20 protein-coding genes and 1 pseudogene are annotated in these 25,988 nt (G+C 74.3%); 9 read left to right on the plus strand and 12 right to left on the minus strand.

Annotated features, from left to right (window positions below; all coding sequences use genetic code 11):
* The first annotated feature begins 32 nt into the window (after window positions 1-32).
* The 6 genes from AB0873_RS26825 (at window position 33) to AB0873_RS26850 (ending at window position 7,017) form a co-directional block, all read left to right on the plus strand.
* Window positions 33-866: a carbohydrate ABC transporter permease gene (locus AB0873_RS26825; RefSeq protein WP_366603094.1), complete on the plus strand. Its 834-nt coding sequence runs from the start codon at window positions 33-35 to the stop codon at window positions 864-866.
* Window positions 863-2,146, plus strand: coding sequence for a sugar ABC transporter substrate-binding protein (locus tag AB0873_RS26830; protein WP_366603096.1), 1,284 nt, complete (start codon window positions 863-865; stop codon window positions 2,144-2,146). The genes AB0873_RS26825 and AB0873_RS26830 overlap by 4 nt, the downstream gene beginning before the upstream one ends.
* Complete coding sequence (locus tag AB0873_RS26835) at window positions 2,143-3,150, plus strand: ABC transporter ATP-binding protein (RefSeq protein ID WP_155331966.1); 1,008 nt, start codon at window positions 2,143-2,145, stop codon at window positions 3,148-3,150. Before AB0873_RS26830 ends, AB0873_RS26835 begins: the two co-directional genes overlap by 4 nt.
* Complete coding sequence (locus AB0873_RS26840) at window positions 3,147-4,022, plus strand: sugar ABC transporter permease (protein ID WP_366603098.1); 876 nt, start codon at window positions 3,147-3,149, stop codon at window positions 4,020-4,022. Before AB0873_RS26835 ends, AB0873_RS26840 begins: the two co-directional genes overlap by 4 nt.
* A gap of 20 nt (window positions 4,023-4,042) precedes the next feature.
* On the plus strand, window positions 4,043-4,507 hold the full coding sequence (locus AB0873_RS26845) for a hypothetical protein (protein ID WP_366603100.1): 465 nt from the start codon (window positions 4,043-4,045) through the stop codon (window positions 4,505-4,507).
* 119 nt (window positions 4,508-4,626) lie between these two features.
* Window positions 4,627-7,017, plus strand: coding sequence for a glycosyl hydrolase (locus AB0873_RS26850; RefSeq protein WP_366603102.1), 2,391 nt, complete (start codon window positions 4,627-4,629; stop codon window positions 7,015-7,017).
* Window positions 7,018-7,084: 67 nt separating this feature from the next.
* Here the strand turns inward: AB0873_RS26850 and pdxY are convergent, their stop codons facing one another.
* Complete coding sequence (pdxY, locus tag AB0873_RS26855; RefSeq protein ID WP_366603104.1) at window positions 7,085-7,936, minus strand: pyridoxal kinase PdxY; 852 nt, start codon at window positions 7,934-7,936, stop codon at window positions 7,085-7,087.
* A gap of 176 nt (window positions 7,937-8,112) precedes the next feature.
* Here pdxY and AB0873_RS26860 point away from each other — a divergent pair, with 176 nt between their 5' ends.
* Window positions 8,113-8,457 (plus strand): hypothetical protein, encoded by a 345-nt coding sequence (locus AB0873_RS26860; protein ID WP_366603106.1) that lies wholly within the window; start codon window positions 8,113-8,115, stop codon window positions 8,455-8,457.
* 264 nt (window positions 8,458-8,721) lie between these two features.
* Window positions 8,722-9,678 (plus strand): alpha/beta hydrolase, encoded by a 957-nt coding sequence (locus tag AB0873_RS26865; RefSeq protein WP_366603108.1) that lies wholly within the window; start codon window positions 8,722-8,724, stop codon window positions 9,676-9,678.
* Here the strand turns inward: AB0873_RS26865 and fxsT are convergent.
* The 8 genes from fxsT to AB0873_RS26905 all read right to left on the minus strand — a co-directional run bounded on the left by fxsT (window position 9,672) and on the right by AB0873_RS26905 (window position 20,975).
* Complete coding sequence (gene fxsT, locus AB0873_RS26870; RefSeq protein WP_366603110.1) at window positions 9,672-13,607, minus strand: FxSxx-COOH system tetratricopeptide repeat protein; 3,936 nt, start codon at window positions 13,605-13,607, stop codon at window positions 9,672-9,674. The two genes, AB0873_RS26865 and fxsT, sit on opposite strands and share 7 nt — an antisense overlap.
* A complete protein-coding gene (locus AB0873_RS26875) occupies window positions 13,604-14,773 on the minus strand; it encodes a TIR-like protein FxsC (protein WP_366603111.1) in 1,170 nt (389 codons plus the stop codon). Before AB0873_RS26875 ends, fxsT begins: the two co-directional genes overlap by 4 nt.
* The gene (locus AB0873_RS26880) at window positions 14,760-15,437 is read right to left on the minus strand and encodes a TIR-like protein FxsC (protein WP_155331959.1); all 678 of its coding nucleotides are present in this window, start codon (window positions 15,435-15,437) and stop codon (window positions 14,760-14,762) included. Before AB0873_RS26880 ends, AB0873_RS26875 begins: the two co-directional genes overlap by 14 nt.
* Complete coding sequence (locus AB0873_RS26885; protein ID WP_366603113.1) at window positions 15,434-16,297, minus strand: AAC(3) family N-acetyltransferase; 864 nt, start codon at window positions 16,295-16,297, stop codon at window positions 15,434-15,436. Before AB0873_RS26885 ends, AB0873_RS26880 begins: the two co-directional genes overlap by 4 nt.
* On the minus strand, window positions 16,294-18,795 hold the full coding sequence (locus tag AB0873_RS26890; protein WP_366603115.1) for an FxsB family cyclophane-forming radical SAM/SPASM peptide maturase: 2,502 nt from the start codon (window positions 18,793-18,795) through the stop codon (window positions 16,294-16,296). The genes AB0873_RS26885 and AB0873_RS26890 overlap by 4 nt, the downstream gene beginning before the upstream one ends.
* Window positions 18,767-18,967: an FXSXX-COOH protein gene (locus tag AB0873_RS26895; RefSeq protein WP_167999458.1), complete on the minus strand. Its 201-nt coding sequence runs from the start codon at window positions 18,965-18,967 to the stop codon at window positions 18,767-18,769. The genes AB0873_RS26890 and AB0873_RS26895 overlap by 29 nt, the downstream gene beginning before the upstream one ends.
* A 64-nt stretch (window positions 18,968-19,031) precedes the next feature.
* Window positions 19,032-19,934 (minus strand): DUF4231 domain-containing protein, encoded by a 903-nt coding sequence (locus tag AB0873_RS26900; RefSeq protein WP_366603117.1) that lies wholly within the window; start codon window positions 19,932-19,934, stop codon window positions 19,032-19,034.
* 105 nt (window positions 19,935-20,039) lie between these two features.
* Window positions 20,040-20,975, minus strand: a complete 936-nt coding sequence (locus AB0873_RS26905) for a diacylglycerol kinase family protein (protein ID WP_366603119.1) — start codon at window positions 20,973-20,975, stop codon at window positions 20,040-20,042.
* A 199-nt stretch (window positions 20,976-21,174) separates the two neighbouring features.
* Between AB0873_RS26905 and AB0873_RS26910 the strand changes: the two are divergent.
* Window positions 21,175-22,376, plus strand: a pseudogene (locus AB0873_RS26910) (MFS transporter).
* Between the two features lie 38 nt (window positions 22,377-22,414).
* Here AB0873_RS26910 and htpG read toward each other — a convergent pair.
* The 3 genes from htpG to urtD all read right to left on the minus strand — a co-directional run bounded on the left by htpG (window position 22,415) and on the right by urtD (window position 25,902).
* Window positions 22,415-24,325: a molecular chaperone HtpG gene (gene htpG / locus AB0873_RS26915; protein ID WP_366603120.1), complete on the minus strand. Its 1,911-nt coding sequence runs from the start codon at window positions 24,323-24,325 to the stop codon at window positions 22,415-22,417.
* 120 nt (window positions 24,326-24,445) lie between these two features.
* The gene (locus AB0873_RS26920; RefSeq protein ID WP_155331950.1) at window positions 24,446-25,138 is read right to left on the minus strand and encodes an ATP-binding cassette domain-containing protein; all 693 of its coding nucleotides are present in this window, start codon (window positions 25,136-25,138) and stop codon (window positions 24,446-24,448) included.
* A complete protein-coding gene (gene urtD / locus AB0873_RS26925) occupies window positions 25,138-25,902 on the minus strand; it encodes an urea ABC transporter ATP-binding protein UrtD (RefSeq protein WP_366603122.1) in 765 nt (254 codons plus the stop codon). Before urtD ends, AB0873_RS26920 begins: the two co-directional genes overlap by 1 nt.
* Window positions 25,903-25,988: the final 86 nt, after the last annotated feature.

Raw genomic sequence — 25,988 nt, forward strand, 5'->3', positions numbered from 1 at the left:
TCGGCGAAACCCGAACGACAGGGGGTGGTGCGGTGGCCGGGCGGTGGCTCGGGCGGTACCTGGTGCCCGCCCTCGTCGCGGCGCTGTTCGCCGCCCCGCTGTGGTTCATGGTGGTCGGCTCCCTGCGGCCCGCCGGCTCCCCACCGCCCCGCACGCTGGAGCTGTGGCCGGCCGAGCCCACGACGGCCGCGTACCAGCGCCTGCCGGAACTGGTCCCGCTGTTCCGCTACCTGGCGAACTCCGCGCTGGTCGTGGCGCTGGCCGTCCCGCTGACCGTGCTGGTCGCGTCGCTGACCGGCTTCGGGTTGCGGCTGCTGCCCCGCCCGGCCCGCCGGCGGGCGCTGCTCGGGCTGCTGGCGCTGCTGCTGGTGCCGGTCACCGCCGTGTGGGCCACCCGCTTCGAGCTGTTCCGGCTGGCCGGGGTGGTCGACACGTACCTGCCGCTGCTGGCCCCGGCGTTGCTCGCCGTCAGCCCGTTCCTGGTCCTGCTGTACGCGTGGAGCTTCGGCGGCGTACCGGACAGCCAGTTGCACGCCGCCCGCCTGGAGGGCGCCGGATGGCTCACCATCTGGCGGCGGCTGGCGCTGCCGCAGGTCAAGCCCGCGACCCTCGCCGTGGCGGTGCTCGCCTTCACCTTCCACTGGGCCAACTTCATCGACCCGCTGCTGTACCTGACCAGCGGCGACCGTTACACGTGGCCGCTCGGGCTGCGGTTCCTGCTGCTGCTCAACCCCACCGACTGGCCGCTGCTGATGGCCGGCTGCGTGGTCGCGACCACGCCGTGCGTGCTGGTGTTCCTGCTGGCGCAGCGGATCCTGCTGTCCGACGACCCCCTCGCCGCACTCCGAGCGAAAGGACGCCGATGACCCCCAGGTGGCGACGCGCGTGCGCGGCCCTGGCCTCCGTGCTGCTGCTCGGCAGCGGGTGCACCTCCGGTGCCGCCGAGGACCGGGCCGGCATCACCGTGGTGCTGTTCGGCGACGCCGAGGAGGTCGCCGGTTACCGCACCCTGGTCGCCGGCTTCACCGCGGCCAACCCGGACGTCGACGTGACCCTCTCCCCCGTGGCCACCCAGGACGAGCTGATGGCGCGGCTCACCACGTCGTTCGCGGGCGGCCGGCCGCCGGACGTCTTCCTGCTGAACTACCGCCGGTACGGGCAGTTCGCCGCGCAGGGCGCGATCGAACCGGTGCAGTCGTACCTGGACGCCAGCAGCGCGATCCAGGAGAGCGACTTCAGCCCGCGGGCCCTGGACGCGTTCCGGTTCGACGGCAGGGCGCTCACCTGCCTGCCGCAGAACCTGTCCTCGCTGGTCGTCTACTGGAACGCCGACCTGTTCCGGGCCGCCGGCGTCCCGGCGCCGGCCGCCGGCTGGACGTGGGACGACCTCCTCGCCGCCGCGAAGGCGCTCACCCGCGACGGCCGGTACGGGGTGGGCGTCGAGCCGTCGATCGCCCGGCTCGCACCCTTCGTCTGGTCCAACCGGGGTGAACTGGTCGACGACCCGACCCGGCCGACCGAGCTGACCCTGCGCGGCGACCCGGCCACCCGGAAGGCCGTGGACTGGTTCCTCGACCTGCAACTGCGACACCGGGTCGTGCCGCCGGACGCCGAGGAGCAGAGCGAGTCCAGCGAGGCGCGTTTCCTGCGCGGCACCCTCGGCATGTACCTGAGCAGCCGGGTCGCCGTGCCGACCCTGCGCACCATCGACGGCTTCACCTGGGACGCGGCGCCGCTGCCGGTCGCCCCCGGCGGCGTACCGGCGTCCATCCTGCACAGCGACGCGTACTGCATGAGCGCCGGCCTGCCGGACCACCGCCCGGCGTGGCGGTTCATCGAGTACGCGATGGGCGCCACCGGGCAGCGCACGCTCGCCGAGTCCGGCCGGACCGTCCCGTCCCGACTCGACGTCGCCGGCTCCCCCGCGTTCCTCGACCCGGCGAAGCCGCCGCGGTCGTCGCGGGTCTACCTCGACGCCGAGCCGCACCTGCGGGCCACCCCGCGCACCGCCACCTGGGCCCGCGTCGAGAAGGAGGCGGACGTGCTGCTGGAGGAGGTGTTCTACGGCCGGGTCGACCGGGAGGAGGGGCTGCGCCGGCTGGAGACGACCGTCCGCCCGTTGTTCACCCTGCCGGTGGGCAAGTGAGCGGGCTACGTGGCGTCATCCGGCTGGAGGGGCTGACCCGCTCGTACGGGCGGACCACCGCCGTCGACGGCGTCGACCTGGAGGTGCGGGCCGGGGAACTGGTCACCCTCGTCGGGCCGTCCGGGTCGGGCAAGTCGACGATCCTGCGGCTGATCGCCGGCCTGGACCGGCCGGACGGCGGCCGGGTCCTGGTCGACGGCGTGGACGTGGCCGGGGTGCCGCCGCACCGGCGGGCGGTGGCGATGGTCTTCCAGGACTACGCGCTCTTCCCGCACCTCACCGTCCACGGCAACCTGACGTTCGGGCCGCGCGTCCGCCGGGTACCGCGCGCCGAGGCCGACCGGCGGGCCCGCGCCGCCGCCGAGCGGCTCGGCATCGGCGACCTGCTGGACCGCTACCCCGACCAGATGTCCGGCGGGCAGCGGCAGCGGGTCGCGCTGGCCCGGGCGCTGCTGCGCGACCCCAGCGTCTACCTGCTCGACGAGCCCCTCGCGAGCCTGGACGCGCCGCTGCGCTTCGCCACCCGCGCCGACCTGCTCGCCCTGCACCGGGAACTGCGCACGACCACCGTCCACGTCACGCACGACCAGCACGAGGCGATGACCCTCGGCGACCGGGTGGTCGTCCTCGCCGACGGGCGCGTCCGGCAGGTGGGCCCACCCCAGCAGGTGTACGACGAGCCGGCCGACACGTTCGTCGCCGGGTTCCTCGGCAGCCCGCCGATGAACCTGGTGAGCGGCGGCGGCGTGCTCGGCGGCGACCCGGGCCTGACGCTCGGCGTACGCCCGGAGGACCTCACGCTCGACGGCGACGGACCGGTGGCCGCGACCGTCGAGGCGGTCGAGGCGCTGGGCAGCGAGGCGATCCTGCTGACCCGCTGCCCGGACGGCACCCGGCTCACCGTCCGCACCGGCCCCCGCCCGGGCGTCGCCCCCGGCGACGACGTGCGGCTGCGCGCCGACCGGCTGCACCGGTTCGACGCGGCCACCGGGCGGCGCCGGTGAGCCGCCCCCGGCCGCCGCTGACCGGCTGGGCGTTCCTCGCCCCGTACGCGGTCGCGGTGGCCCTGCTGGTAGCGGTGCCGGCGCTGCTCAACGTGGGCTACGCGGTCACCGACCACACCGGGTTGACCCGCGACCCGCGGTTCGTGGGGCTGGCCAACGTACGGCGGATGCTCGACGACGGGTTCCTGCTCGACAGCCTGCGCGCCTCGCTGGTCCACGTGGCGCTCGCGGTGCCGGTGCGGTTCCTCGCCGCGGTGGGGCTCGGTCTGCTGCTCGCCGCCCCGCGCCCCGGCGGCCGCTGGTTCCGCACCGCCGTCTACCTGCCCACGGTCATCCCCGACGTGGCGCTCGCGGTGCTGTTCCTGTGGGTGCTCAACCCGCTGTACGGGCCGCTCAACCAGGTGCTCGGCCTGTTCGGGCATCCCGGCTTCACCTGGCTCGCCGACCCGACCACCGCCCGGGTGGGCGTGGTGCTGATGCTGGCGTTCCCGATCGGCGAGGGGTTCGTCGTGGTCCTCGCCGCCCGCCGGCTGCTCGACGGCCGGCTGTACGAGGCGGCGGCGCTGGAGGGGTGCGGGCCGTTCGGGCAGCTGCGCCGGATCACTCTGCCGCTGCTGGCGCCGGTGCTGCTGCTGCTGGCCGTCCGGGACACCGTCCTCACGTTGCAGGTGAACTTCGTGCCGGCGTACGTGCTCACCGACGGCCGGCCCGCCAACGCCACCCTCTACCTGCCCGTCTACATCTTCGACCAGGTCTTCGAGTTCTCCGGGTTCGCGTACGGCTCGCTGCTCACCATCCTGCTGATGCTGGTCACCGCCGTGATCATCACCGGCCTGCTGCTCGCCGTCCGGCGGTGGCGGGTGCTGCGCTGACCGTGACATCCTTGCTGCCCATGAGACTCCGGGCCCTCGGTGCCGTCGCCGTCCTCGCCGTGCTGGCCGGATGCGGCGGCACGGCGGAGGCGCCGGCCGGTGGCAACCGGGACCTGCTGGCCAACCTGCCGAGTTGCGACCGGGTGCCGCTGGACCAGGAGCCGGAGGTGGCCGCGGACGTGCCCGGCCTCGTCCTGCCCGACGGGGCCCGGGTGACCAGCGTGGTCGTGCAGGGCGCGCTGACCAGTGTGGAAGCCACCGTCCGGATGTCCCCGCTGGACGTCCGCGCCCACTACGAACAGCGCACCGACGTCGACCTGCTGCGCATCGAGGACGAGATCTTCGAGACCGAGGTCCTCGCGCGGGCACGCGACCGGCGCATGTACCTGCGGGCCACCGCCCTCTGCGCCGACGGCACCACGCTCACCGCGATGGTCGCCCCGGACTCCGACGACGCGGGCCTCCCCGAGTTCCGCACCGGCTGACGGCCTCGACACCTGTCCTAACCGGCCGGCCCGTTTCCCGACAGATGATCGGTGACGTTCACCGATGCGCTGTCTAGCGTGCGCAGACAGGACCGTCCGCGTACGGACAGGAGAGCCCCATGACCCTCACCCTCGCCCGAAGTCGTCGCGGGCTGACGGCGACGGCGCTGCTGGCGCTGACCGCCACGGTCGCGCTGACGGCGTCGTCCAGCCCGCCACCGCCCGCGCAACCCTCGCTGGCCACGAGTTCCCCCACCGGCCCCATGGAACTCCCCGACGAGTGGATGACCGCTCAGCGGATGAGCGACGGCAGCACCGACCTGTCCGCCGCCAAGTACGCCCGCGCCCGCGGCGAGGCCAACCAGCTCGCCGCCCGGACCCGCAGCGTCTACCGGCCGCTGGCCGAACGGGACTGGTCCTTCTTCGGGCCCACCGACATCGGCGGCCGGGTGGTCGACATCGCGGTGGACCCGCAGGTGCCCGACCAGGTGTTCGTCGCCGCCGCCTCCGGCGGCGTGTGGAGGTCCGGCGACGCCGGCGCCACCTTCACCTCGGTGTGGCCGGACGGCTGGGGCCAGGCGATCGGCGCGGTGGCCATGACCAGCGACGGCGTCCTCTTCGCCGGCACCGGCGAGGCCCAGCCCGGCGGCGGCTCCATCACCTTCGGCGGCGACGGTGTCTACCGCTCCACTGACCGGGGCGCCACCTGGGAGCGGGTCGGCCTGGCCGACAGCCACGCCATCGCCCGCTTCGCGATCGACCCGGGCAACGAGGACCGGATCTTCGCGGCGGCCAGCGGCAACCTGTTCGTCCCCGGCGGCGAGCGCGGTGTCTACCTCACCGAGGACGGCGGCGACAGTTGGCGGCAGGTCCTGGTCCCGCCGAATGCGACCACCGGCGCCACCGAGGTCCTCATCGACCCGAGCGACCCCGCCCGGGTGTACGCGGCGATGTGGGACCACCTGCGCGAGCCGAACCAGCGCACCTACGGCGGCCCCGGCTCCAGCCTCTGGCGCTCCGACGACGGTGGACGGACCTGGGCCCGGATGACCACCGGCCTGCCCACCGACGCCGACCAGGGCCGCTGGGGCCTGGCGCTCGCCCCGAGCAACCCGAAGCGCCTGTACGCGTACGTGGGCACCGCCCTCGGCCCGTTCCGGGCGTTCTACCGCTCGGACGACGGCGGCGACACCTGGACGCAGACCCCGGTCACCGCCGGGCAGGCGTCCCAGTCGACGTTCAGCTGGTGGTTCGGCAAGCTCTTCGTCGACCCGGCCGAGCAGAACCACGTCTTCCTCATGGGCGTCAACCTCATGCGCTCCACCAACGGCGCGCAGAGCTTCTCCCCGGTCGGCGGCGTCCACGCCGACCAGCACGCCATGCGCTGGGACCCGAAGGTGCCCGGCCGGGTCTACCTCGGCAACGACGGCGGCTTCTACCGTTCCGAGGCCAACGGCGCCGGTAGCTGGGTGAAGGCCACCGACGAGCGGTACACCCAGTTCTACACCGTCGACGTGGCGCAGACCGACCCGCGCCTGAAGGTCGGCGGCACGCAGGACAACGGCTGCAACCGCGGCTACAACGGCGCCGGCGGGCCGTGGGACCCGATCGGTTGCGGTGACGGCCTCCAGACGCTCATTCACCCGGAGAACCCGAACATCGTCTTCGGGTGCAGCCAGTACGGCTCCTGCTACCGGTCGGAGAACGCCGGCGCCAGCCCGCGCGCGCCGATCGGCGCCGGCCAGACCACCTCCCAGCGGCGCAACTGGCTCACCCCGCTGCAGTTCGACCCGAGCGACCCGAACGTCATGTACTACGCCGGCAACATCGTCAACCGGTCGACGGACAACGGTCGCACCTGGACCGCGATCAGCCCCGACCTCACCGGCGGCGGCCCCAACGACCCGGCCGGCTACCCGTGGGGCACGATCACCACGATCGCGGCCGCACCGACCGACGGCGACACCCTGTACGCCGGCACCGACGACGGCAAGCTCTGGTGGACGCACGACCTCGGCCGGAGCTGGAACGAGGTCGACCCGGCCCAGCTCCCCGGCACCTGGGTCACCCGCGTCGCGGTGCATCCCACCGACGCGAACATCGCGTACGCGACGTTCTCCGGCTTCCGCTCCGGCAGCGACCGGCCGCACGTGATGCTGACCCGTGACGGTGGCCGGACCTGGACCGACATCGGGCGTGGGCTGCCCGACGCGCCGGTCAACTCGGTGGTCCCGACGGCCGACGGGCTGCTGCTGGTCGGCACGGACGTCGGTGTGTTCGTGTCGGCGTGGAACGGCGGCGAGTGGGCGACGCTCGGCGCGGACCTGCCGAAGGCGGCGGTCATGTACCTGCGGTGGCACGAGCCGACCCGCCAGCTGACGGCGGCGACGTTCGGCCGGGGCATCCACGACATCACGGTGCCGCGCTGCCCGGCGGCGTCCACGAAGCTGCCCCTGAAGCGGCCGGGGGTCGGCGTGGTGGGCGTGCTGTCGTCCTGCCGCGCCGGCTGACCGGCCACGGAGGCCACCTGCCCGTCGGGGGAGGTGGCCTCCGCGCGTCGATGGCCGGCGTCACGCCTCAGCGCAGCCGCCGGGCGGGGAATCGCACCGGCGGGTCGGCGATCGCGTCCTGGGCGGCGACCAGCTGGAGCTCCCGGGTGCCCGCCGCGAGTGTCGCCTCGAAAACGGCGAAGATCGACGACGTGGTGCGCTCCAGGGCCGTCGCGGGCGAGGCGGCCGTCGACAGGTGCGCGAGGTACAGGGCCGCGGTGACGTCGCCGCCGCCGTTCGGGCTGATCGGCAGCAGCGGTGTGGTCACCGCCCAGGCGCCCTCGTCGGACACGGCCACCATCTCCAGCGACCCCTCCGGCACGTCCCCGTGGAGCACGCTCGTGACGAGCACGTGCCGCGGCCCGGTCGCCCGCACCGCGTCCACCGCCGCCAGCACCTCGTCCAGGGACGTGGTCGTACGGCCGGCCAGGAAGTCCAGCTCGAACTGGTTCGGCGTGATGATGTCCGCGCGCGGGACGACCACGTCCCGCAGGTACTCCGGGATGCCCGGCCGGACGAACATGCCACGGCCGACGTCACCCATCACCGGGTCGCAGCAGTAGACGGCGTCCGGGTTGGCCGCCTTCACCAGGGTCACCGCGTCGAGGATCACCGCACCCATCGCCGGGTCGCCCTGGTAGCCCGACAGCACCGCGTCGGCGTCCCCCAGGACCCCACGGTCCGCGATGCCCGCGATCACCTCGGCGACGTCGGCCGGCGCGAGCAGCGGCCCGCGCCACGCGCCGTACCCGGTGTGGTTGGAGAAGTGCACGGTCAGCACCGGCCAGACCTCGTGCCCGAGACGCTGGAGGGGGAAGACGGCGGCGGAGTTGCCGACGTGGCCGTACGCCACCGACGACTGGATGGACAGGATCCTCACCGGCCCATCATGGCGGTTGCCACCGTGGCCGTACGCACGACCCGGCCCGCCGCCCTCAGCCCCGGGACGCCCGCCCGGTCCGGCCGGCCGTGACCCGCCGCGCCGACCTGCCCGTTTACGGGTGCCGGTAACGGGTGAAGGTAGGGTCAGTACCAGCTCATGAGGGGGGCCGCACCATGTCCGACACCAGCCACGACCGGGCTGACCGCCACGACCGCCCGGACGAGGTGACCGACCCGCTGCTGTGGGGGCTCGCCCTCGACGTGGCCGACGCGCACCAGCCCGACCAGGGCGGGGCCGACTGCGTCAACCTGCTCTGCGCCGGCCACGGCTGGCCCTGCGCCGCCTGGGAGAACGCCCAGCGCGCGCTGCAGGTGGCCCAGGCGTCGCCCGAGCAGCGGCCGGCGACCGCCCCGGCCGACCGGTCGGACGACGCGCTGACCGGATGGTCACCGGTGCCCGCGCGCCAGCTGCGCCCGGCCGCTCCGGCGCCGGCGAGCCGCACCGGCGCCGCCGCCTGACGCCGCGCTGACCAGCGACGACGCAGCCCGGCCGTCGACCGGAATCGATCGGGGGACGGGCCGATGGAAGTTCCATCACGGACCGCCCTGACGGTGTCCTTTCCGACAGATCCGGCGGGTTGTCGAACTGGCGGATGGCGGCGTGACCGGCCGGACCGTTAGGCTCAACTGCCGAGTGGAGTCGTTCACCGCCGATCAATCATCTTCGCTCTGGGCCGACGTGACGGATATTCGCTGGTCAGCAGCACCGGAAGGCAGGCTGGAGTGGGCCGAGCAGGGGAGCCTGGGACCGAATTCGCCTATCGCGCGGACAGCAAGCGACTGGCGTTCGAGGTCTCGGGTGCGCCGGACGGACACCCCGTCTTCCTGATGCACGGCACACCGGGCAGCCGCAAGGGGCCGAAACCGCGCGGCATCGTTCTGTACCGGTTGGGCGTGAAACTGATCACCTACGACCGTCCCGGCTACGGCGGGTCCGACCGGGTCGAGGGCCGCGACGTGGCCGATGCCGCACGCGACGTGGAGGTCATCGCCGACCATCTCGAACTGCCCCGGTTCGCCGTCGCCGGCCGGTCCGGCGGCGGTCCGCACGCCCTCGCCTGCGCCGCCGACCCGGCGCTGCGCCACCGGATCACCCGCGTGGCGGCGCTGGTCGGGTTCGCCCCGTCCGACGCGCCCGAGCTGGACTGGTTCGCCGGGATGAACGACGACAACCTCAACGGCTTCGGCGCCGGCCGCTCCGACACGTCGGCCGTGGTGGAGGAGATCCGCCGCCGGGCGCAGCGGGCCAGCGAGGACCCGCGGCACCTGCTGGAGGACCTCATGGCGCAGATGACCATGGCGGACCGGCGGGCGGTGCGGGATCCGGCGCTGCGGAGAATGCTCGCCGACACCTTCGAGGACGCGTTACGCGCCGGCCCGTACGGGTGGATCGACGACGTGCTCGCGCTCCGCCGGGACTGGAAGTTCGACCTCGGCCTGATCGACACGTCGACGACCAGGGTGAAGCTCTGGCACGGCGCCGAGGACACCTTCGCCCCGGTCGGCCACACCCACTGGCTGGCGTCCCGCATCCCCGGCGCGGAGCTGGAGGTGCAGGCCGACGCGGCGCACTTCGACGCGATGGAGGAGCTGCCGCGCATCCTGCGCTGGCTCACCGCCGACGACGATGCGGTGGCGGTGAGCCGCGACCTGCTGATCGGGGCCCGTCCCGGTCAGTAGGGGTGCGGGTCGAGCACCCGCCGCACGTACCGTCCCTCCCGCAGGTTCACCACGCTCGGGTGGTGCTGCCCGATCCGGTTCGCCAGCCGGTCCGCGAGCCGCATCCGCTCGATGCTGCCGGCGCCGCCGGTCGCGGTCTGCTCGGCGACCGCCAGGTTTCCCCGCCCGCGGAGCGTGTCCGGATGGTCCTCACCCAGGGTCTCGCGCAGCCGGCCGACGACGATGCGCAGCTGCTCCCGCCCGGCCTCCAGCTCGCCGTGCAGGATCGTGAAGACGGCGAGGTTGTTGGCGACCGCCATGGTCAGCGGGTGGGTGCCGCCCAGCGCCGCGGTGACCGCCGCCGCCGTCCGCGCCGCCAGCTCCCGGGCCGGCACCACCTCACCGGCGTCCCACATCGCCACGCTGCGGTTGTTGCGGCACACCAGCACGTACGGGTGCCCCTCGCCGAAGACCTGCGCGAACTGCTCCTCGGTCTCGGTCAGCTCGAGGCGGGCCCGCTCCCCCTCGCCCTGCAGCATCAGGTTCGCCGCGCGGGACAGGCGGCTGAACAGGGTGTCCGGGTTGAGCGGCCCGAACCCGGTGAGCAGATGCTCGTACGCGTCGTCGAGCAGCCGCGCCGCCTCGGCGATCTCGCCGGTGCTGCGCAGCGACGCGGCGAGGTTCGTCTGCGCGGTGAGCACGTTGCGGGACTGGTCGCCGAACAGGTTGCGGTACCCGGCCACCACCGTCTGGAGCAACGCCACCGACCCCTCGTAGTCACCGGCCTCCCGCAGGTCCCGCGCCAGGTTGTTGGCGGTGAGCAGGGTGCGCGGGTGGTCCGGCCCGAGCACCACCCGCAGCCGGCGGTAGGTGGCCTCGTCGCCGTCGAGGGCCCGCCGGAAGTCACCCATCAGCCGGTAGGACGCGGCCAGGTTGTTCGCGGCGGTCAGCGTACGGCGGTGGTCCTCGCCGAACACCTCCACCGAGGCGGCGTACGTGCGCAGGTCCCGTTCCAGCGCGTCCGAGTAGCGGCCGATGGCCCGCAGGTCGCCACCGTAGCCGCCCGCCGTCATCAGGGTGTACGGGTGGCTGGACCCGATCAGCTTCTCCTGCGCGCCGAGCGTCTCCTCGTCGAGACGGCGGGCGTCGTCGAACCGGCCGAGGCCGCGCAGCAGGTTGGCCCGGTTGAACCGCAGGTGCAGCAGCTGCACCTGCAACGCCCGGTGGTCCGGCGTGTCCCGGGCGAGCTGGGCCAGCAGCCGCGACCAGGCGGCGTCGGCCTGCTCGGCGTACCGGTGGCCCTGCGCGTACCCGCCGTTGAGGTAGATGTAGCGGATCCGGTCGATGATGAGCTGACGCACGTCGTCGTCGGGCGAGGAGAGCGCGTCGGCGCCGTCAAGGTGCGGCCAGAGCAGGCGCAGCCGCGCCTGGGCGGCCGGGTCCTCCACCTCACCGGACGGGCGGGAGCCGGCGAGGATGCGGTGCACGTCCTGCTTCACGCCGGCCAGTTCGTCGGGCGTCATCCGGGCGCGCAGCGCCGCCTGGAGCAGCCGGTGCACCTGGACCTGCTGGGCGTGCAGGTCGACCTTGACCAGGGCGAGGCGGTTGATGCGCTGCACGAGCGCGGCGGCGATGTCCCGCTCGGAGACGCGGTCGGCCACCCGGGCGGCCACCACCGGGTCGTGCGCCGCGATGACCTTGGCGACCTGGTCGCTGTAGAGCAGCTCCAGGGAGATCTCCGGGGCGAGCACCGACGCGAGCTGCAACAGCCGGTACGCGCCCGCCGACCCCTCCCGCAACCGCTGGAGGGAGAAGTCCCAGATGTCCTCCGCCGGGCCGGTGCGCTCCAGGCCGGTCAGGTAGTCGGCGACCGGGGTGCCGGTGTCGGCCAGCCACGCGCCGGCCATCGCCACGAAGATCGGCACGTTCTCGACCGCGTCGGCGACCTGCTCCGCCTCACCTTCCGTGATCGACCGCTCGCCGACGCGGGCCCGCAGGTGCGCGACGCTCTCCGCCCGCTGGAACGCCTCGACGTCCAACGCCCGGGCCAGGTCGCCCCAGTCCGGGTTGCGGGTGGTGACCAGCACATGCCCGACGCCCTGCGGCAGGTAGTCGCGGACGTGCTCGTACTGGTCGACGTTGTCGAACACGAGCAGCCACTGCTCGGGCGGACCGCCGTCCGGGCGGCGCTCGGGGCGGCTGAGCCGCTGCCGCACCGCCCGCGTCATCTCCGGGATGGTGGGCTGCCGGGGCAGGCCCAGCTCGGCGCCGAGGTCGGCCACCCGGACGTCGACGAACTGCGGCGGGTCCGCCTGGACCCACCAGATGACGTCGTACGCGCCGCGGAAGCGGTGCGCGTACTCGATCGCCAGCTGCGTCTTGCCGATGCCCGGACCACCGCGCAACGCCACCGGGATGCCGATGCTGCCGGCGGCCTTCAGCTCCTCCCGGAGCTGGCGCAGCAGCTCCTCCCGGCCGGTGAACCGCAGGTTGCGGCTGGGCGGGTTGAACACCGGCGCCCGGGAGCCCGGGTAGCGGGCGGCGCGCACCACCGGACGGCCGTGGCCGGGCGGCGGGGTCACCCCGACCAGCTGCACGAGCCGGTCGACGGCCTCCTCGGCGGCCAGCTCGTGCAGCGACACCCAGCTGCCGATCGGGGCGTCCGGCGAGGGGGTGGTGCTGTCCACGTACACGATCAGTGCCGCGCCCGACCGGCGCGGATCGACCTGCTCGTCGTGTGCGGCCCGGTAGGAGCGGGAGACCAGCGTGACGTCACGGGTCACCGTGCCGGCCCGCACCGGCGACAGGTCGTCCACCGCCGCCGTGGCCACCCGCAGGTCCACGGCCGTGAGCACGGCCTGCACCCACTCCGCCCAGGCCTGGTCCTCCGGGACGTGTCGCAGCACGATCAGCTCGTCGGCCACGGCCGGCTTGCGCTCGAAGCGGGCGACGGTACGCCGGCGCAGCGCCTCGTCCATCCGCGGCAGCGCGGCGAACCGGCCACCGGTGATGTGACCCGTCAACGTCTCGTACGCGGACAGCAGGGTGGTGCGGCCGCCCGGGATGTCGCCGAAGGTGGCGAGGGTCTCCTCGTACGCGTAGTAGGCCCGGTAGGGCACCTCGACGGTGAGCCAGTACTCGCGCCGCTCGGCGTCGGTCATCCCGCCGGGGAGCCCGGCGAAGCGCTGCATCGCCACCGCCCGGCCGGCGTCGGCCTTGCCCTTCTCCCCCTCGTCCACCCGCATCGGCACCGGCAGCACCCGCCGGGCCCGCCGCCCCTCGTAGCCGCGGACCCGGGCGGCGACCGTGGCGGCGCCGTCGATGCCCTGGTCGCTCAGGGTGAAGCAGTCGACCAGCACGTCCGGCAGGTGGATGGTGCAGATCTCGGCGACGTCGCTGATGCCGGTGCGGCTGTCGATCAACGTCCAGTCGTAGTGGCGCTTCATGTCCTCGCGCAGCGCGTCGAAGAACAGCGCCCCGCCCAGCCGGTTGTAGAAGTTGTCCCAGTTCAGGCCGGTGACGCTGCTCGCGTAGTCCGGGTTGTGCCGGCCGGCGAGCAGCAGGTCGAGGCTGCCGCCGCCGGGGAACTCCCAGTTGACGGAGAACGCGTACTTCTGCACCTTGGCCAGGTGGCGGTGCCAGTCGCTGGGCCGGGACTCCACCGGCTCGGCGAGCCCGGCGGCCTCCGCCTCCCGGCGGCGCTTCAAATTCGCCCACTCGTACTCGACGATCAGGTCCATCACGCCGCCGGTGGAGGCGACCTGCTCGTGGTCGAGGAACGGCGTGAAGAACCGGTGCAGCCCCGGTGACTCCAGGTCCCAGTCGGCGACGAGGACCCGCTGGCCGTTCGCGGCCAGGATCCAGGCCGTGTTCGCCAGGGCCATCGTGCGGCCGGTGCCGCCCTTGTACGAGTAGAAGGTGACGACCTGACCGTCGCGCCGTTCCGTCATCGGTCCTCTCCTCGTCGCCGCTGGTCGGATGGGTCGGTCGGGCGCAGGCTGGGCCGCGGTGCGCCCGGGGTGTCCTGCGGGTAGAGCGGGCCGTGCCGGAGGAACTGCTTCCGTGCCTCGATCACCAGCAGCGGCGCGCTGCGCTCGAACTCGTCCACGCCGTGGACCGGCCGCACCTCCGGGAACCGGGCCTCGCGCAGCGCGGCGTCGATCTCGTCGGCCCCCGCCGCCCGGGCCGCCCCCCCGGGTGCGGCGTCGGCGCCGGCCACGACCAGCGGCACGACCCAGCGCGGCAGCCCGGCGACCGCCTCCCGGACCGCCGCCGCGCCCAGCTCGGCGTCGATCAGCAGGACGGTCGGGCTGTCCGGGGCGTGGTCGCGGGCGCCGGCGAACTCGACGACCCGGGTCGGCAGCCCCAACCGTTGCGCGGTGGCGGCCACGTAGTCGGCGATCGTCAGCACGTGCCGCCCGGCGAACGGCCGCCACTGCCGCCCGTCCGGCCCGGCGAGCGCGGTGACGACCAGCGCCGGGTCACCACGGTCCTCCACCCGGGCGGCGCCCAGCGGGGCGGCCCGCGAACGGCGCAGCGGCGCGGTCTCGGTCACCGCGATGATCCGCTCGGCGAGGGCGCTGAGCACCAGGTCGTACTGCCGCCGGTAGGCGCTGAGCTTGCACAGTGCCCGCAGCCCGTTCTCCGCGTACTCGGCGGGGCCGCCGACCAGCTCCACGGCCTCGGCCATCTCCGGCCGGTCGTCCCAGGGCGGAAAGGGGATCCACAGCACCGGCAGGATGTGCCGGCCCGCGTCGGCCGGCGGCAGCAGGCCCAGCCGGGACCGGAAGGCGGCCCGCTCGCCGACCGCCCAGGCGTTGCTGAAGTAGTTGGGCGAGTAGAGCGGCACGAAGACGTGGGTGAGGCTGAGCGCGTCGGTGAGCGCCTGCTTCAGGTCGGCGCCGGGGGCCACGAGCCCGTCGAAGAACCCGATGTCGAGGTCGCCGGCGCGGCGCGCGCCCCGCTGCACGGCGGCGTGCAGGTCCTGGAAGAACCGGCTGACCCAGTAGTCGGTGTCCGGACGGGCCGCCGCCGACAGCGGCACCGAATGGGCGTAGCTGAGGAAGAAGTACGTCTCCCGGCCGGCGCGGGAGCCGCTGGTGTCAGTCCAGCTCATCGCCGGCCTCCTCGAACCCCTCGCCGAGCTCCTCGATGCGCGACACGTACGGCTCGACCCAGTGCGTGTCCACCGCACGCACCACCCGCTGCGCGAGCCGCCACACCACCGCGTCGTACGCGTCCTTGCCGTTGCGGCCCAGGCTGAGCAGGCCGTAGATGCCCTCCTGCTGGTACTGCGGGGCGATGTCCGGCGGCAGCCCGGTCGGGGAGAACATCTGCCGCCGCCGGATCGCGTCCGGCAGGTGACGGCGGCCCATCACCGACCAGTTCACCGGGATGATCGGCCGCTCCCCCGGGGTCGCCCGCGCGTCCGGGCGGCGCACCTGCCGGCGGCGCACGAACGCGTTCCACTCGCGGGCGCACCAGACGCTGCGCAGGTACTGCGGGGAGATCAGCGGGATGAAGACCTGACAGTGGCCGGTGGCGAAGGCCAGGTCGTCCGCCCACACCTGGCCGCCGTCGAGGACCCGGTCGAGGAAGCCGGCGGTGCTGCCCGCCGGCAGGCCCAGCAGCTCCGACACGTGGTCGGAGAGGTCGACGTAGAGCTGGAACACCTTCTGGTTGGTGTCCCGGGGCGGCTCGGCCGGCCGCTGCTTGGCCCGGGCGTAGCTGAGGAAGAACACGGGGGCGCGCGGGTCGACCCGGAACTCCTCCTCGCTCACCCGCCGCTCCCGTCCGAAGGGGACACTCCCGCGGCACCACAGTATCGGCAGTGGCAAACCCGGAGCCGCCCTCGTGTCCGGTGCCCGCTCATCCACCGGCCGGCGAAGTCGACGGCCGCACGCACCGGCAGCAGCCGGCCGGTGCCGGCGCCGACCCGGCCGCGCCGCACCTCCGGCCGGCGGTCCAGCGCCGCGCCGATCCGGGCGAAGTCGGAGTCGTCGAGATCGAGGGCGAGGAAGTCGCGCCGGACCCGGCGGCCCGCCTCGTCCCGGACGTAGCAGCGGTACGGACGTGAGGCGGGCGGTGGGTCGAGGCGGTACTCGGCGAGGTGGAAGGCCGTGCACGTGGCGTAGTCGACGCCGAGCAGCAGCACCAGGGCGTCGGCGGCGTACAGGGCCGCCTGCGGGGACCGCTCGCCCAGGTGGCACTCCAGGTCGTGGACGACGGTCAGGGCGGCGGCGGCCGGGCCGAGCGCCGCGAAGGACGTCTGCGGGTGCCGGCTGCGCACGGCCCCGGGCTGCCGTCGCACGTGCTCGGCGAACGCTCCCATGCCCTCGGACGGGCTGCGGTCCGGGTCGAACGGCGGGATCCGGGCCTCCACCTCGGCCGCCTCGCGCGCGGTCAGGCCGGCGGTGGCGGTGCGGAACGCCGGCGACGTGTTCGAGTTGCCGGCGGTCTGCGTCGGCACCACCACCGTCCCGGCCGGGCCGAGCACGTCGCAGAGGGCGGCCAGCACGGCCGCCGGGCCGCCCGCCACCGGCCCGATCCGGCGCAGCGACGCGTGGACCAGCACGGTCGCGCCGATCGACAGGCCCAACGCCCGCAGGTCGGCGGCGAGCCCGGCGCGCCCGACGGTCATGACCAGCTGTCCACCGTGGCGCGCATCCGGGCGGCGAACCGCTCCCCCGCCGGTGTCAGCACCCCCAGCCCGAGCAGGGCGTCGAGCGCGCCGTCGGTCCAGTCGCGGTACCGGCGGTGGTGGGCGGCGGCCTCCGCGCCCGGCCGCCGGCGCCACACGTCCGCGACGCCGAGGTGCGCGTACGTGCCGTGCAGCACGCCCTCCACCGGACGCGGGTCGTCCCGCCACGGCACGGTGAGCAGCCGGGAGTCCCACCGGTCGACCAGTTCGCAGACGTCGAGCACCCCGTCGAGCTTCAGGTGCTGCACCTCGTGGACGAGCAGCACGGCGAGGGCCGCGTCGTCGGGGACCGGCGTGACGGCGACGGCGCCGAAGGCGGACGCGGCGGCGGCGCTGCGCTGGCGGCCCCGCCGGTCCGGCCGCGCCGGGACGACCGCGCGCAGCAGCGCCCGCACCCCGGGGGCGTACGCCTGCGCCTCGGCGTCGATCCGGCCCACCGCCGCGGTGAGGTGGGCGGCCCACCGGGCGGCGGCGTCGGCGGCCAGCCGCGGCGCGACCACGAGATCCTGGTAGCTGTCCCGGTACGGGTCGGTGTCCTCGATCAGCACGTCGGCTGCGCCGGCGCGGCGCACCGGGCGCCAGACGGATGTCTCCTCGCCGGGCCGGACGTCGACGGAACGCCCGGCCCCGCGCACCCGGAATCCCCCGTCCACCGTGGTCAGCAGGACGGGACCGGGCAGCTCCGGCAGGGCGAGCGCCCCGAGCGTGGGCAGGGCGAGCACGCCGTCGCGGACCGGCACGTCCAGGTCGACGCGGGCATTCGCGCGGACCGCCGCCGCCGCGGCCACCGCCGCGAGGCGAGCGACGTCGGCCAGCGCCGGCCGTTCCAGACACCGGTGCGCCCAGCGGCGGACGAACGGGTGGCCCAACACGTCCCGTACCGCCCCCGGCGCGGTGACGTCCAGGTCGACCAGGTGCTCCCAGGCCGCCGCCGCGACCGGGTGCCCGGCCGTGGCCGGGCTGAGCGCGACCAGCAACGCCCGGGTCTTGGCCAGGTGGACGGCGGCGAGCTGGCGTACCGAGGCGTCGGTGCCGTGGCCGGTGCCGAGGTCGTCGAGCACCTCCGGGGCCAGCACGTCGGGCCCGCCGCCGTCGTCGTCGGCCGGCTCGGCGGCCGGGTCGGCGGCCGGGTCGGCGCGGTCGGCGGCTTGGTCGACGCGGTCGCCCGCCGCTGATCGACTCGATGCCGGCGGCATCGCCGCATCCGGACCACCCGGACCGGCCGATGCCGCCGGCATCGCGGCGGACCCGGCCGGGCGGGCCGGTGGCGAGGGTGGGCCGCCGGTGACGCCCTCGATCAGGTGGGCCAGGTCGGCGCAGTAGACCGAGGGGTTGTCGAAGCCGGTGCCCGGACGGTACCGGTGGGCGAACAGGCCGCCGCCGCACTGGCGGACCACCGGGCAGGCGCGGCAGGTGGCGGAGAGGCCGGCGAGCCCGGCCTGCCGGACGGCGACCATCGGGTGGGCGGCGACCACGTCGACCGGATGGGTGAAGACGTCCAGGCCGGTGGCCGGCGCACCGTCGTACGCGGACTTGAGCGAATCGACCTGCTCGTAGCTGCCGTCGGTCTCGACGACCGCCAGGTCGGCGGCGGCCAGCCCGACCGCCTCGGTGCGGGTGACGCCGCCGGCGGCGGTGGCCAGCAGCGAATCCAGCAGCCGGATCGGCACCGGTCGCCCGTCGGCCGTCCAGGCCCGGTGCACGGCGAGCAGCCAGTCGGCGTACGGGGTGGGGACGCCGGCGGGGCGCGGCGGGGGGCGCTCCCAGTTGGCGTGCGGCAGGAGGAAGTCGATGTGCGGCGGGTCCTCGGCGAGCAGCGCCCGGTAGACGGCGACGGGATCGTTGGCGAGGTCGACTGTGCAGAGCAGCCCGGCGTAGCACGGCCGGAACTCGGGGCGGCGCAGCAGCGCCAGCGCCCGCAGCACCTTGGCGTGGCTGCTCGCGCCCGAGGCGTACCGGCGGTGGCGGTCGTTGGCGACCCGGTCGCCGTCGAGGGAGATGCCGACCGCGACGCCGTGGGTGACGAGCACCTCGGCGATCTCCTCGGTGAGCAGCACGCCGTTGGACTGCATGCGCAGGTCCAGCCGGGTCACCGGGTCGAGCCGGCGGCGCAGCTCGGCGGCGGTGGCCGCCAGCCCGGCGGCGCCGGCGAGCAGCGGCTCACCGCCGTGCAGCACCACCCGCACGGCGTCGAGCCGGTGCGCGACCGCGTGCTCGGCGATGCGCCGGGCGGCGGCGGCCACCGTGGTGAGCGCCATGGTGTGCGGCTGGCGGCGCCAGGACTGGTCGGGATGCTCGTAGACGTAGCAGTGGTCGCAGGACAGGTCGCACCGGCTGACGATCTTGAGAACGAACTGACTCAGCGCTACGGCCGACGCGGGCCGTCCGGGCGTCGCGGGCTCACCGGCCTCAGATCGAAGAGCCGAAGGCTGCGACATCGACGCGGGCCGGCTGGTCCACGGTGCGGGTGTCGGGCAGCGCCACGGTGCGGGCGCGGGAGAGCGGAATCTTGCCGAGCGGAGTGTGCCGGAGATCGGCCAGCGGAGCGGTGGTCGTCGACCGGCCTGCGTTGCGATCCACGTGAGTCCCCCCATCGGACTTGTGGGTCAGCGGGAGCCACCCGGGACGGCGGCCCTAGACAACTGTCGATGAGTCTACAACACGCCGAGTAGTCTCAGCGGCGCGGTACGCCATCTTCTTCAAGGGTTCTCGCCATCCAGACCTCATTGGACAGTGCGATGAGACGTTCCGCCTCGGCCACGACCGCGTCGTCGTCGGCCCAGCCGTCCCCGTCCCGCCGGGCGCGGAGCAGCCGGACGAGCTGGTCGGCGGTGCGCGCGTACTCGATCTGCTGGTGCTCGTACTGCTGGGCCGCGCCGTACCCCACCACCGCCGTCGTCACCGTGGCGACGACGCCCACCCACGCGGCGAGGCCGAGCCCGTCCCCGAGCACGCCGACCACCGCGGAGAGCACCGCGCCGGCCGCGGTCAGGCCCGTCGTGACCACCCGGACCCGGCGGGCTGCGGCGCCCGTCCGGCGGGCCTCCGGCAGGTAGTACCGCTCGACCTGCCGGTCCACCCGCCGCAGCAGGTACGACGGGACGTCCGACACCTCCGGCAGGGGTCGGGACCGCGGTGCGACGTCGACCGTGTGCCCGACCAGGTCACCCGCCTCGTCCACGATCGCGTCCACGCGGCTCAGCAGCACCGCGTCGCGGTCCGGCCCCCGGTACGGGGCGACCCCGGCGAGGTGGCGGTGCACCTCGGCCTTCAGCGACTCGGCGACCGACCGCAGCCGCGTCCAGACCTGCACCGGCTCACGGGCCGTCGGCCGGGCGGCCAACGGAACGAGGCCCAACGCCGCGGCGGCGATGATGGCCAACGCCCGGCTCGCCGCCAGGTGCACGCCGCCGAGCTGTGCGGCGGCGGTGCCGGCCACGGCGGCGACCACGGTCAGGGCGGCGACCAGACGGCGGCCCCGGACGATCCGTCGCCGCGCCGCGTCCGCCGCCCGGGACCACACACCCTGCTGCTGCCAGACCGTGTCGAGCACGGCTGGGGGATCGACGGTCGACACTCCCCGAATGGTAGGGCACCCGGTCCGCTCCCCCGGCCGCGCGAGCACCTTGCGCTCTGGCTGCCGGCCACCGGCCGCACCGACGACGATCCGCCGCCGGCGACGTCACCGCTCCGACGCGTCCGGGCAGCAGACGGTCAGCGCGCCGGGCACCACGCGGACCTTGAGCTTCGTCACCGCACCCCGGGCACCGCCGTCCAGCTCGTACGTCCGGGGCGCGGCGAGCCTGACCTGCACCCGGCGGCCCCGGGTGATGCGCACGAACGGCGACTCCGCGGAGCGGCCGGCCGCCATCCGGCCGAGCGTCCGCGCCCAGTCGACCGCACCGTTCGCGGTCGACACCCCGACCTGCAGGGCGCCGTCGTCCGGGCGGGCGTCGTCGAACGCCGGGATGCCGCCGGTGATCGTGCCGACGTTGCCGAACAGCACGCAGCTCGCCTCGCCGTCGAACCACTCGGCGCCATCGACCGTGATCCGGGTGGGTACCAGTTCGCCCCGTACGTGCCGCAGCCCGGTCCACAGGTAGGCGATCCGGCCGAGCCGGCCCTTGAGCTTCCGGTCGGCCTCCCGGATCAGGTCGCCGTCGAAGCCGGCGCCGGCCATCACCGCGAAGTGTTCGCCGTTGAGCTTCCCCAGGTCGAGGGCGCGACGCGGGCCGTGCAGACCGATCCGGACGGCCTCCGGCAGGTTCTCCGGGATGCCCAGGTTCGCGGCGAAGAGGTTCGCCGTGCCGGCGGGCAGGATCGCCATGGGCGTGCCGGTGCCGGCGAGGGTGTCGGCGCAGCGCTGCACCATCCCGTCACCGCCCCACACGAAGACCAGGTCGGCACCCTTCTTCAGCGCCTTGCGCACCTTCTTCGGCGCCTTGCGGCTCTTCGGCACCTCGTACCAGATCAGGTCGTCGACGCCCGCCGCAATCAGGTCGGCGCGCAGGGCGTCCAGGCCGCCCCCGAGGCTCTTCTTCCGGTGCGCGACGACCGCGACCGTGCCGACGCCGGTCCCGGTCGGCGTTGCGGCGCGCCCCGCCGTACTCGTGCTCATGCCCGCCGGTGTTACCCAACCGGCGTGATTCCCATGCTGGTCACGGAGGCCGCCCGATCCGGTCCACGCCTCCTCCGGGGCACGCGGACCGCGGCCTTCGGGCTGCCGCCCGTCCCAGACCTGACCTGGTGACGCCCGACCAGCTCGGCTCGCTGCTGGCCGGGACGATCGGACCAGACGCGCCGGTACAGTCACCGCCATGGCTGCTGACCGGTCGTTGGGCCGCCCCTTCTGGACGTTCTGGACCGCCGCCGCCCTGGCGAACCTGGGTGACGGCATCCGGGTGGCGGCGTTCCCGCTGCTGGCCGCCGCGCTGAGCGACGACCCGGTCGCGGTGGCGGCGGTGGCCGCCGCACAGTTCCTGCCCTGGCTGGTGACCGGTCTGCTCGCCGGCGCACTGGCCGACCGCCGGGGTGCCCGCGCGGTCATCGCCGCCGCCGACGCCGGCCGCGTGGTCGTCCTGGCCACGCTGGCCGTGGCGGTCGCGACCGGGTGGGCGACGATCGCGCTGGTGGTGGCCGCCGCCTTCCTGCTCGGCGTCGGCGAGACGCTCCGGGACACGGCCGCGCAGACCGCCGTGCCGCGCCTGGTGGCCGACGAGCACCTGGAGAAGGCGAACGGCCGCCTGGTCGCCGGTGAGATCGTCGGCAACGAGTTCGTCGGCCCGCCGGTCGGGGCGCTGCTGTTCGTCGTCGGGGCCGCGCTGCCGTTCGCGGCCAACGGCGCCTCCCTCGCGCTGGCCGTCATGCTGGTGCTGTCCCTGCCGCTGACGCTGGTCCGACGGCCGGCCGGGAAGGCCGACGGGACGACCGGTGGCGTCCTGGCCGGGCTGCGCTGGCTCGTCCGGCAGCCGATGCTGCGGAGCTGGTGGTCGTCGGCGCGGCGGTGGCCGCCGCCGACACCGCCTGGTTCGCGATCTTCGTCCTGTACGCGCGGGAGAGCCTGGGCCTCGGCGCGCTCGGCTTCGGCCTGCTGCTCGCCACCGGCGCGGCCGGCGGGCTGGCCGGCTCCCTCGTCGCCGACCGGGTGCTCCGCCGGTTCCGGCACCGGCACGTCCTGACGGCGACGCTGGCGCTCACCGGCGGCGTTCCCGTCCTGCTGGTCGTCGCCCCGAACCGCGTCGCGGCCGTCGTCGTCGTGGTCACCACCAGCGCGTCGTTCGCCGTCCTCAACGTCGCCGCGCTGTCGCTCCGGCAGCGGCTCGTACCCGACGGGCTGCTCGGCCGGGTCGTGGCCGCCTCCCGCACGCTCACCTACAGCTGCACGGCCCTCGGGGCCCTCGCCGGGGGCGTGCTCGCCGCCCGGGCCGGCCTGGTCGCGCCGTTCCTGCTCAGCGGCGCCGTCGCCGTCGTGGCGACGGCCGGCTGGTGGATGGCGTCCCGGCGGAGCGCCGCGACCTGACGCCGGGGACGCCGCCATCGCGGCGCCCCCGCCGCCGGTCAGAGGGTACGCGCGAGGCGCTCGGCGAGGATCCGGGTGAACCGGGACGGGTCGGCCACTTCCCCGCCCTCGGCGAGCAGCGCCATGCCGTACAGCAGCTCGGCGGTCTCGGTCAGCGACTCCTCGGTGCCGCCCTGCTCGCGAGCCTTGCGCAGGCCACTCACCAGCGGATGGGCCGGGTTCAGCTCGAGGATCCGCTTGACCTGGGGCACCTCGTGGCCCATCGCCCGGTACATCTTCTCCAGCGTGGGCGTGAGGTCGTGGGCGTCGCCGACGACACAGGCCGGGGAGGTGGTCAGCCGGGACGACAGGCGGACCTCCTTGACCTGGTCGGCGAGGGCGCCGCTCATCCAGGTGAGCAGGTCGGCGTACTCGGCGCGCTGTCGCTCCCGCTCGGCCTCGGCCTCCTTCTTCTCCTCCTCGGTGTCCAGGTCGACCTGGCCCTTGGCGATCGAGCGCAGCGTCTTCCCGTCGTACTCGCCGACCCGCTCCACCCACACCTCGTCGACCGGGTCGGTGAGCAGCAGCACCTCGTAGCCCTTGGCGCGGAACGCCTCCATGTGCGGCGAATTCTCGATGGTGGCGCGGTTCTCGCCGGTGGCGTAGTAGATGTCGGTCTGGCCGTCCTTCATCCGGCCGACGTAGCCGGCGAGGTCGGTCGGCTCGGCGGCGTGGTGGGTCGAGGCGACCGACAGGATCTCCAGGAGGGTGTCCCGGTTCTCCGTGTCGTCGATCAGGCCCTCCTTGACCGCGGCGCCGAACTCGGCCCAGAAGGTGCGGTACCTCTCCGGCTGGTTGGCCTTGAGGTCCTTGACGGTGGCGAGGACCTTCTTCACCAGGCGACGACGGACGACCTGGATCTGCCGGTCCTGCTGGAGGATCTCCCGGGAGATGTTCAGCGACAGGTCGTGCGCGTCGACCACGCCCTTGACGAAGCGCAGGTACCCCGGCATCAGCGCCTCGCAGTCGTCCATGATGAAGACGCGCTTGACGTAGAGCTGCACGCCGCGCCGGCCCTGCGGGGCGAACAGGTCGAGCGGGGCGTGCGAGGGCAGGAAGAGCAGCGCCTCGTACTCGAAGGTCCCCTCACCCCGCATGTGCACGATCTCGAGCGGGTCGGCCCAGTCGTGGCTGACGTGCTTGTAGAACTCGTGGTACTCGGCCGGCTCGACCTCGTCGCGGGGCCGCGCCCACAGCGCCTTCATCGAGTTGAGGGTGGCCACCTCGGTGGTGGGCTCGCCGCCGTCCGCGCCGGGCCGCTCGACGGCCATCCGGATGGGGTGGGCGATGAAGTCGGAGTACCGCTTGACGATCTGCCGGATGGTCCACTCGGCGGTGTAGTCGTGCAGGTTGTCGTCGGTGTCGGCCGGCTTGAGGTGCAGGGTGACGGCGGTGCCCTGCGGCGCGTCCTCGACCGGGGCGATCGTGTACGTGCCCTCGCCGGTCGACTCCCAGCGGGTGCCGCCGGTCTCCCCCGCCCGGCGGGTGACCAGCTCGACCCGGTCGGCGACCATGAACGCGGCGTAGAAGCCGACGCCGAACTGGCCGATCAGCTCCTGCGAGGCGCCGGCGTCGGTCGACTCGCGCAGCTTGCGCAGCAGCTCGGCGGTGCCCGACTTGGCGATCGTGCCGATCACCTGGACGACCTCGTCCCGGGACATGCCGACGCCGTTGTCCCGCACCGTCAGGGTGCGCGCCGCCTTGTCGACCTCGATGGCGATGTGCAGGTCGGACGTGTCGACCTGGAGATCCTTGTCGACCAGCGACGCGAGGCGCAGCTTGTCCAGCGCGTCCGACGCGTTCGAGATCAGCTCCCGCAGGAAGACGTCCTTGTTCGAGTAGATCGAGTGGACCATCAGCTGGAGCAGCTGACGGGCCTCGGCCTGGAACTCCAACGTCTCGGTGCTCACACCGTGTCCTTTCGTCCGCGAAGCCGGTGCCGGGGCGCGCCGGCCCGGGCCGGCGCGTTCCGAAGGGGTTCGCCGAAAGGATACGAGCACCTCACGGAGGGCGACCCGACACCCGTGCCCTCACACCGCCAGGGCGGCCCGGACCGCGGCGCCCGCGCCGGCGCCGGCGTCGCCGGCCGACGTCACCCGACCGGATTCCAGCACGTGGTAGCGGTCGGCCACCCGCAGCGCGAAGCCCAGGTGCTGCTCGACGAGCAGCACACTGATGCCGGCCTGCCGGGTGAGCCCGACGATCCGGTCCTGGATCTCGGTCACCACGGACGGCTGGATGCCCTCGGTCGGCTCGTCGAGCATCAGCAGCCGGGGCCGGGTGATCAGGGCCCGGGCCAGGGCGAGCTGCTGCCGCTGCCCGCCGGAGAGCAGGCCGGCGCGTCGCCGCAGCAGCGGCCGCAACGCCGGGAAGAGGTCCAGCGCGTCGGCGGTGGCTGCCGCGCCGTCGCGCCGCCCGTCGGCCACCAGTCGCAGGTTCTCCCCCGCCGTCAGGTGCGGGAAGCACTGCTGCCCCTGCGGCACGTACGCCAGCCCGCGCGCCACCCGCCGGTGCGGGGCGAGCCGGGTGACGTCCTCGCCGTCCAGCTCGACTGTGCCGGCGTGCGGACGCAGCAGCCCGGCGGCCACCCGCAGCAGGGTGCTCTTGCCGGCCCCGTTGTGACCGAGCACGGCGACCACGCCGTCGGTGGGCACCGCCAGGTCGACGCCGTGCAGCACCCGGCTGTGGCCGTACCCGGCGGACACCCCGCACAGTGCCAGCATCACGCCTCACCTCCGCTCGAACCGCTGTCGACCGGGTGGCCGAGGTAGACCTCCTGTACCCGGGGGTCGGCCTGCACCTGCGCCACGGTGCCCTCGCTGAGCACCCGGCCGGCGTGCAGCACGGTGACTGTCCGGGCGAAGCGGCGCAGGAAGTCCATGTCGTGCTCGATCACCACCACCGTGCGGTCGCGGCTCACCGTCTCCAGCAGCGCGCCGGTGGCGTCGCGCTCCTCGTGGCTCATCCCGGCGACCGGTTCGTCCAGGAGCAGCAACTTCGCGTCCTGCATCAGCAGCATCCCGATCTCCAGCCACTGCTTCTGGCCGTGGGCGAGGGTGCCGGCGAGCCGGTCGACGTGCCCGGCCAACCCGACGGTGTCCAGCGCCGCGGCCACCTCGTCCGGCACCCCGCGCCGCCGCCGGGCCAGCGTCGCCCAGCTCCGCCGCGCTCCGGCCGCGATGTCGAGGTTCTGCAGGACGGACAGCTCCTCGAAGACCGACGCGGTCTGGAAGGTCCGACCCACCCCGAGGCGGCTGATCCGGTGTACCGGCCGGCCGAGCAGCTCGTGTACGCCGAAGCGCACCGAGCCGGTGGCCCGAGCCAGCCCGGTGACCGCGTCGACCAGGGTGGTCTTGCCGGCCCCGTTGGGACCGATGAGGAACCGGATGTCCCCGGGCGGTACCTCCAGGCTCACCCCGTCGACGGCGGTGAAACCGTCGAAGCTGACCCGCAGGTCGCGGATCACCAGCCCGTCCGGCCCGCTCATTGGTGCACCCTTGTCTCACTCGAGCTGATGTTGGTTCGAGTGCACCGGTGACCGTCGGGCCATCGCCCAGCTCGCTCGATCTTTGA

It is taken from the genome of Micromonospora sp. NPDC047707 (genome assembly GCF_040704235.1).
Lineage (GTDB): Bacteria > Actinomycetota > Actinomycetes > Mycobacteriales > Micromonosporaceae > Micromonospora.

Excerpts from the sequence above, each read along its gene's own strand:
- fxsT (WP_366603110.1), bottom strand. The coding sequence starts at position 13,607 with ATGACGGAACGGCGCGACGGTCAGGTCGTCACCTTCTACTCGTACAAG.
- AB0873_RS26920 (WP_155331950.1), bottom strand. The coding sequence starts at position 25,138 with ATGCTGGCACTGTGCGGGGTGTCCGCCGGGTACGGCCACAGCCGGGTG.
- AB0873_RS26890 (WP_366603115.1), bottom strand. The coding sequence starts at position 18,795 with ATGTCGCAGCCTTCGGCTCTTCGATCTGAGGCCGGTGAGCCCGCGACG.
- AB0873_RS26850 (WP_366603102.1), top strand. The coding sequence starts at position 4,627 with ATGACCCTCACCCTCGCCCGAAGTCGTCGCGGGCTGACGGCGACGGCG.
- AB0873_RS26860 (WP_366603106.1), top strand. The coding sequence starts at position 8,113 with ATGTCCGACACCAGCCACGACCGGGCTGACCGCCACGACCGCCCGGAC.
- urtD (WP_366603122.1), bottom strand. The coding sequence starts at position 25,902 with ATGAGCGGGCCGGACGGGCTGGTGATCCGCGACCTGCGGGTCAGCTTC.
- AB0873_RS26875 (WP_366603111.1), bottom strand. The coding sequence starts at position 14,773 with ATGAGCTGGACTGACACCAGCGGCTCCCGCGCCGGCCGGGAGACGTAC.
- AB0873_RS26905 (WP_366603119.1), bottom strand. The coding sequence starts at position 20,975 with ATGAGCACGAGTACGGCGGGGCGCGCCGCAACGCCGACCGGGACCGGC.
- AB0873_RS26885 (WP_366603113.1), bottom strand. The coding sequence starts at position 16,297 with ATGACCGTCGGGCGCGCCGGGCTCGCCGCCGACCTGCGGGCGTTGGGC.
- AB0873_RS26830 (WP_366603096.1), top strand. The coding sequence starts at position 863 with ATGACCCCCAGGTGGCGACGCGCGTGCGCGGCCCTGGCCTCCGTGCTG.
- AB0873_RS26845 (WP_366603100.1), top strand. The coding sequence starts at position 4,043 with ATGAGACTCCGGGCCCTCGGTGCCGTCGCCGTCCTCGCCGTGCTGGCC.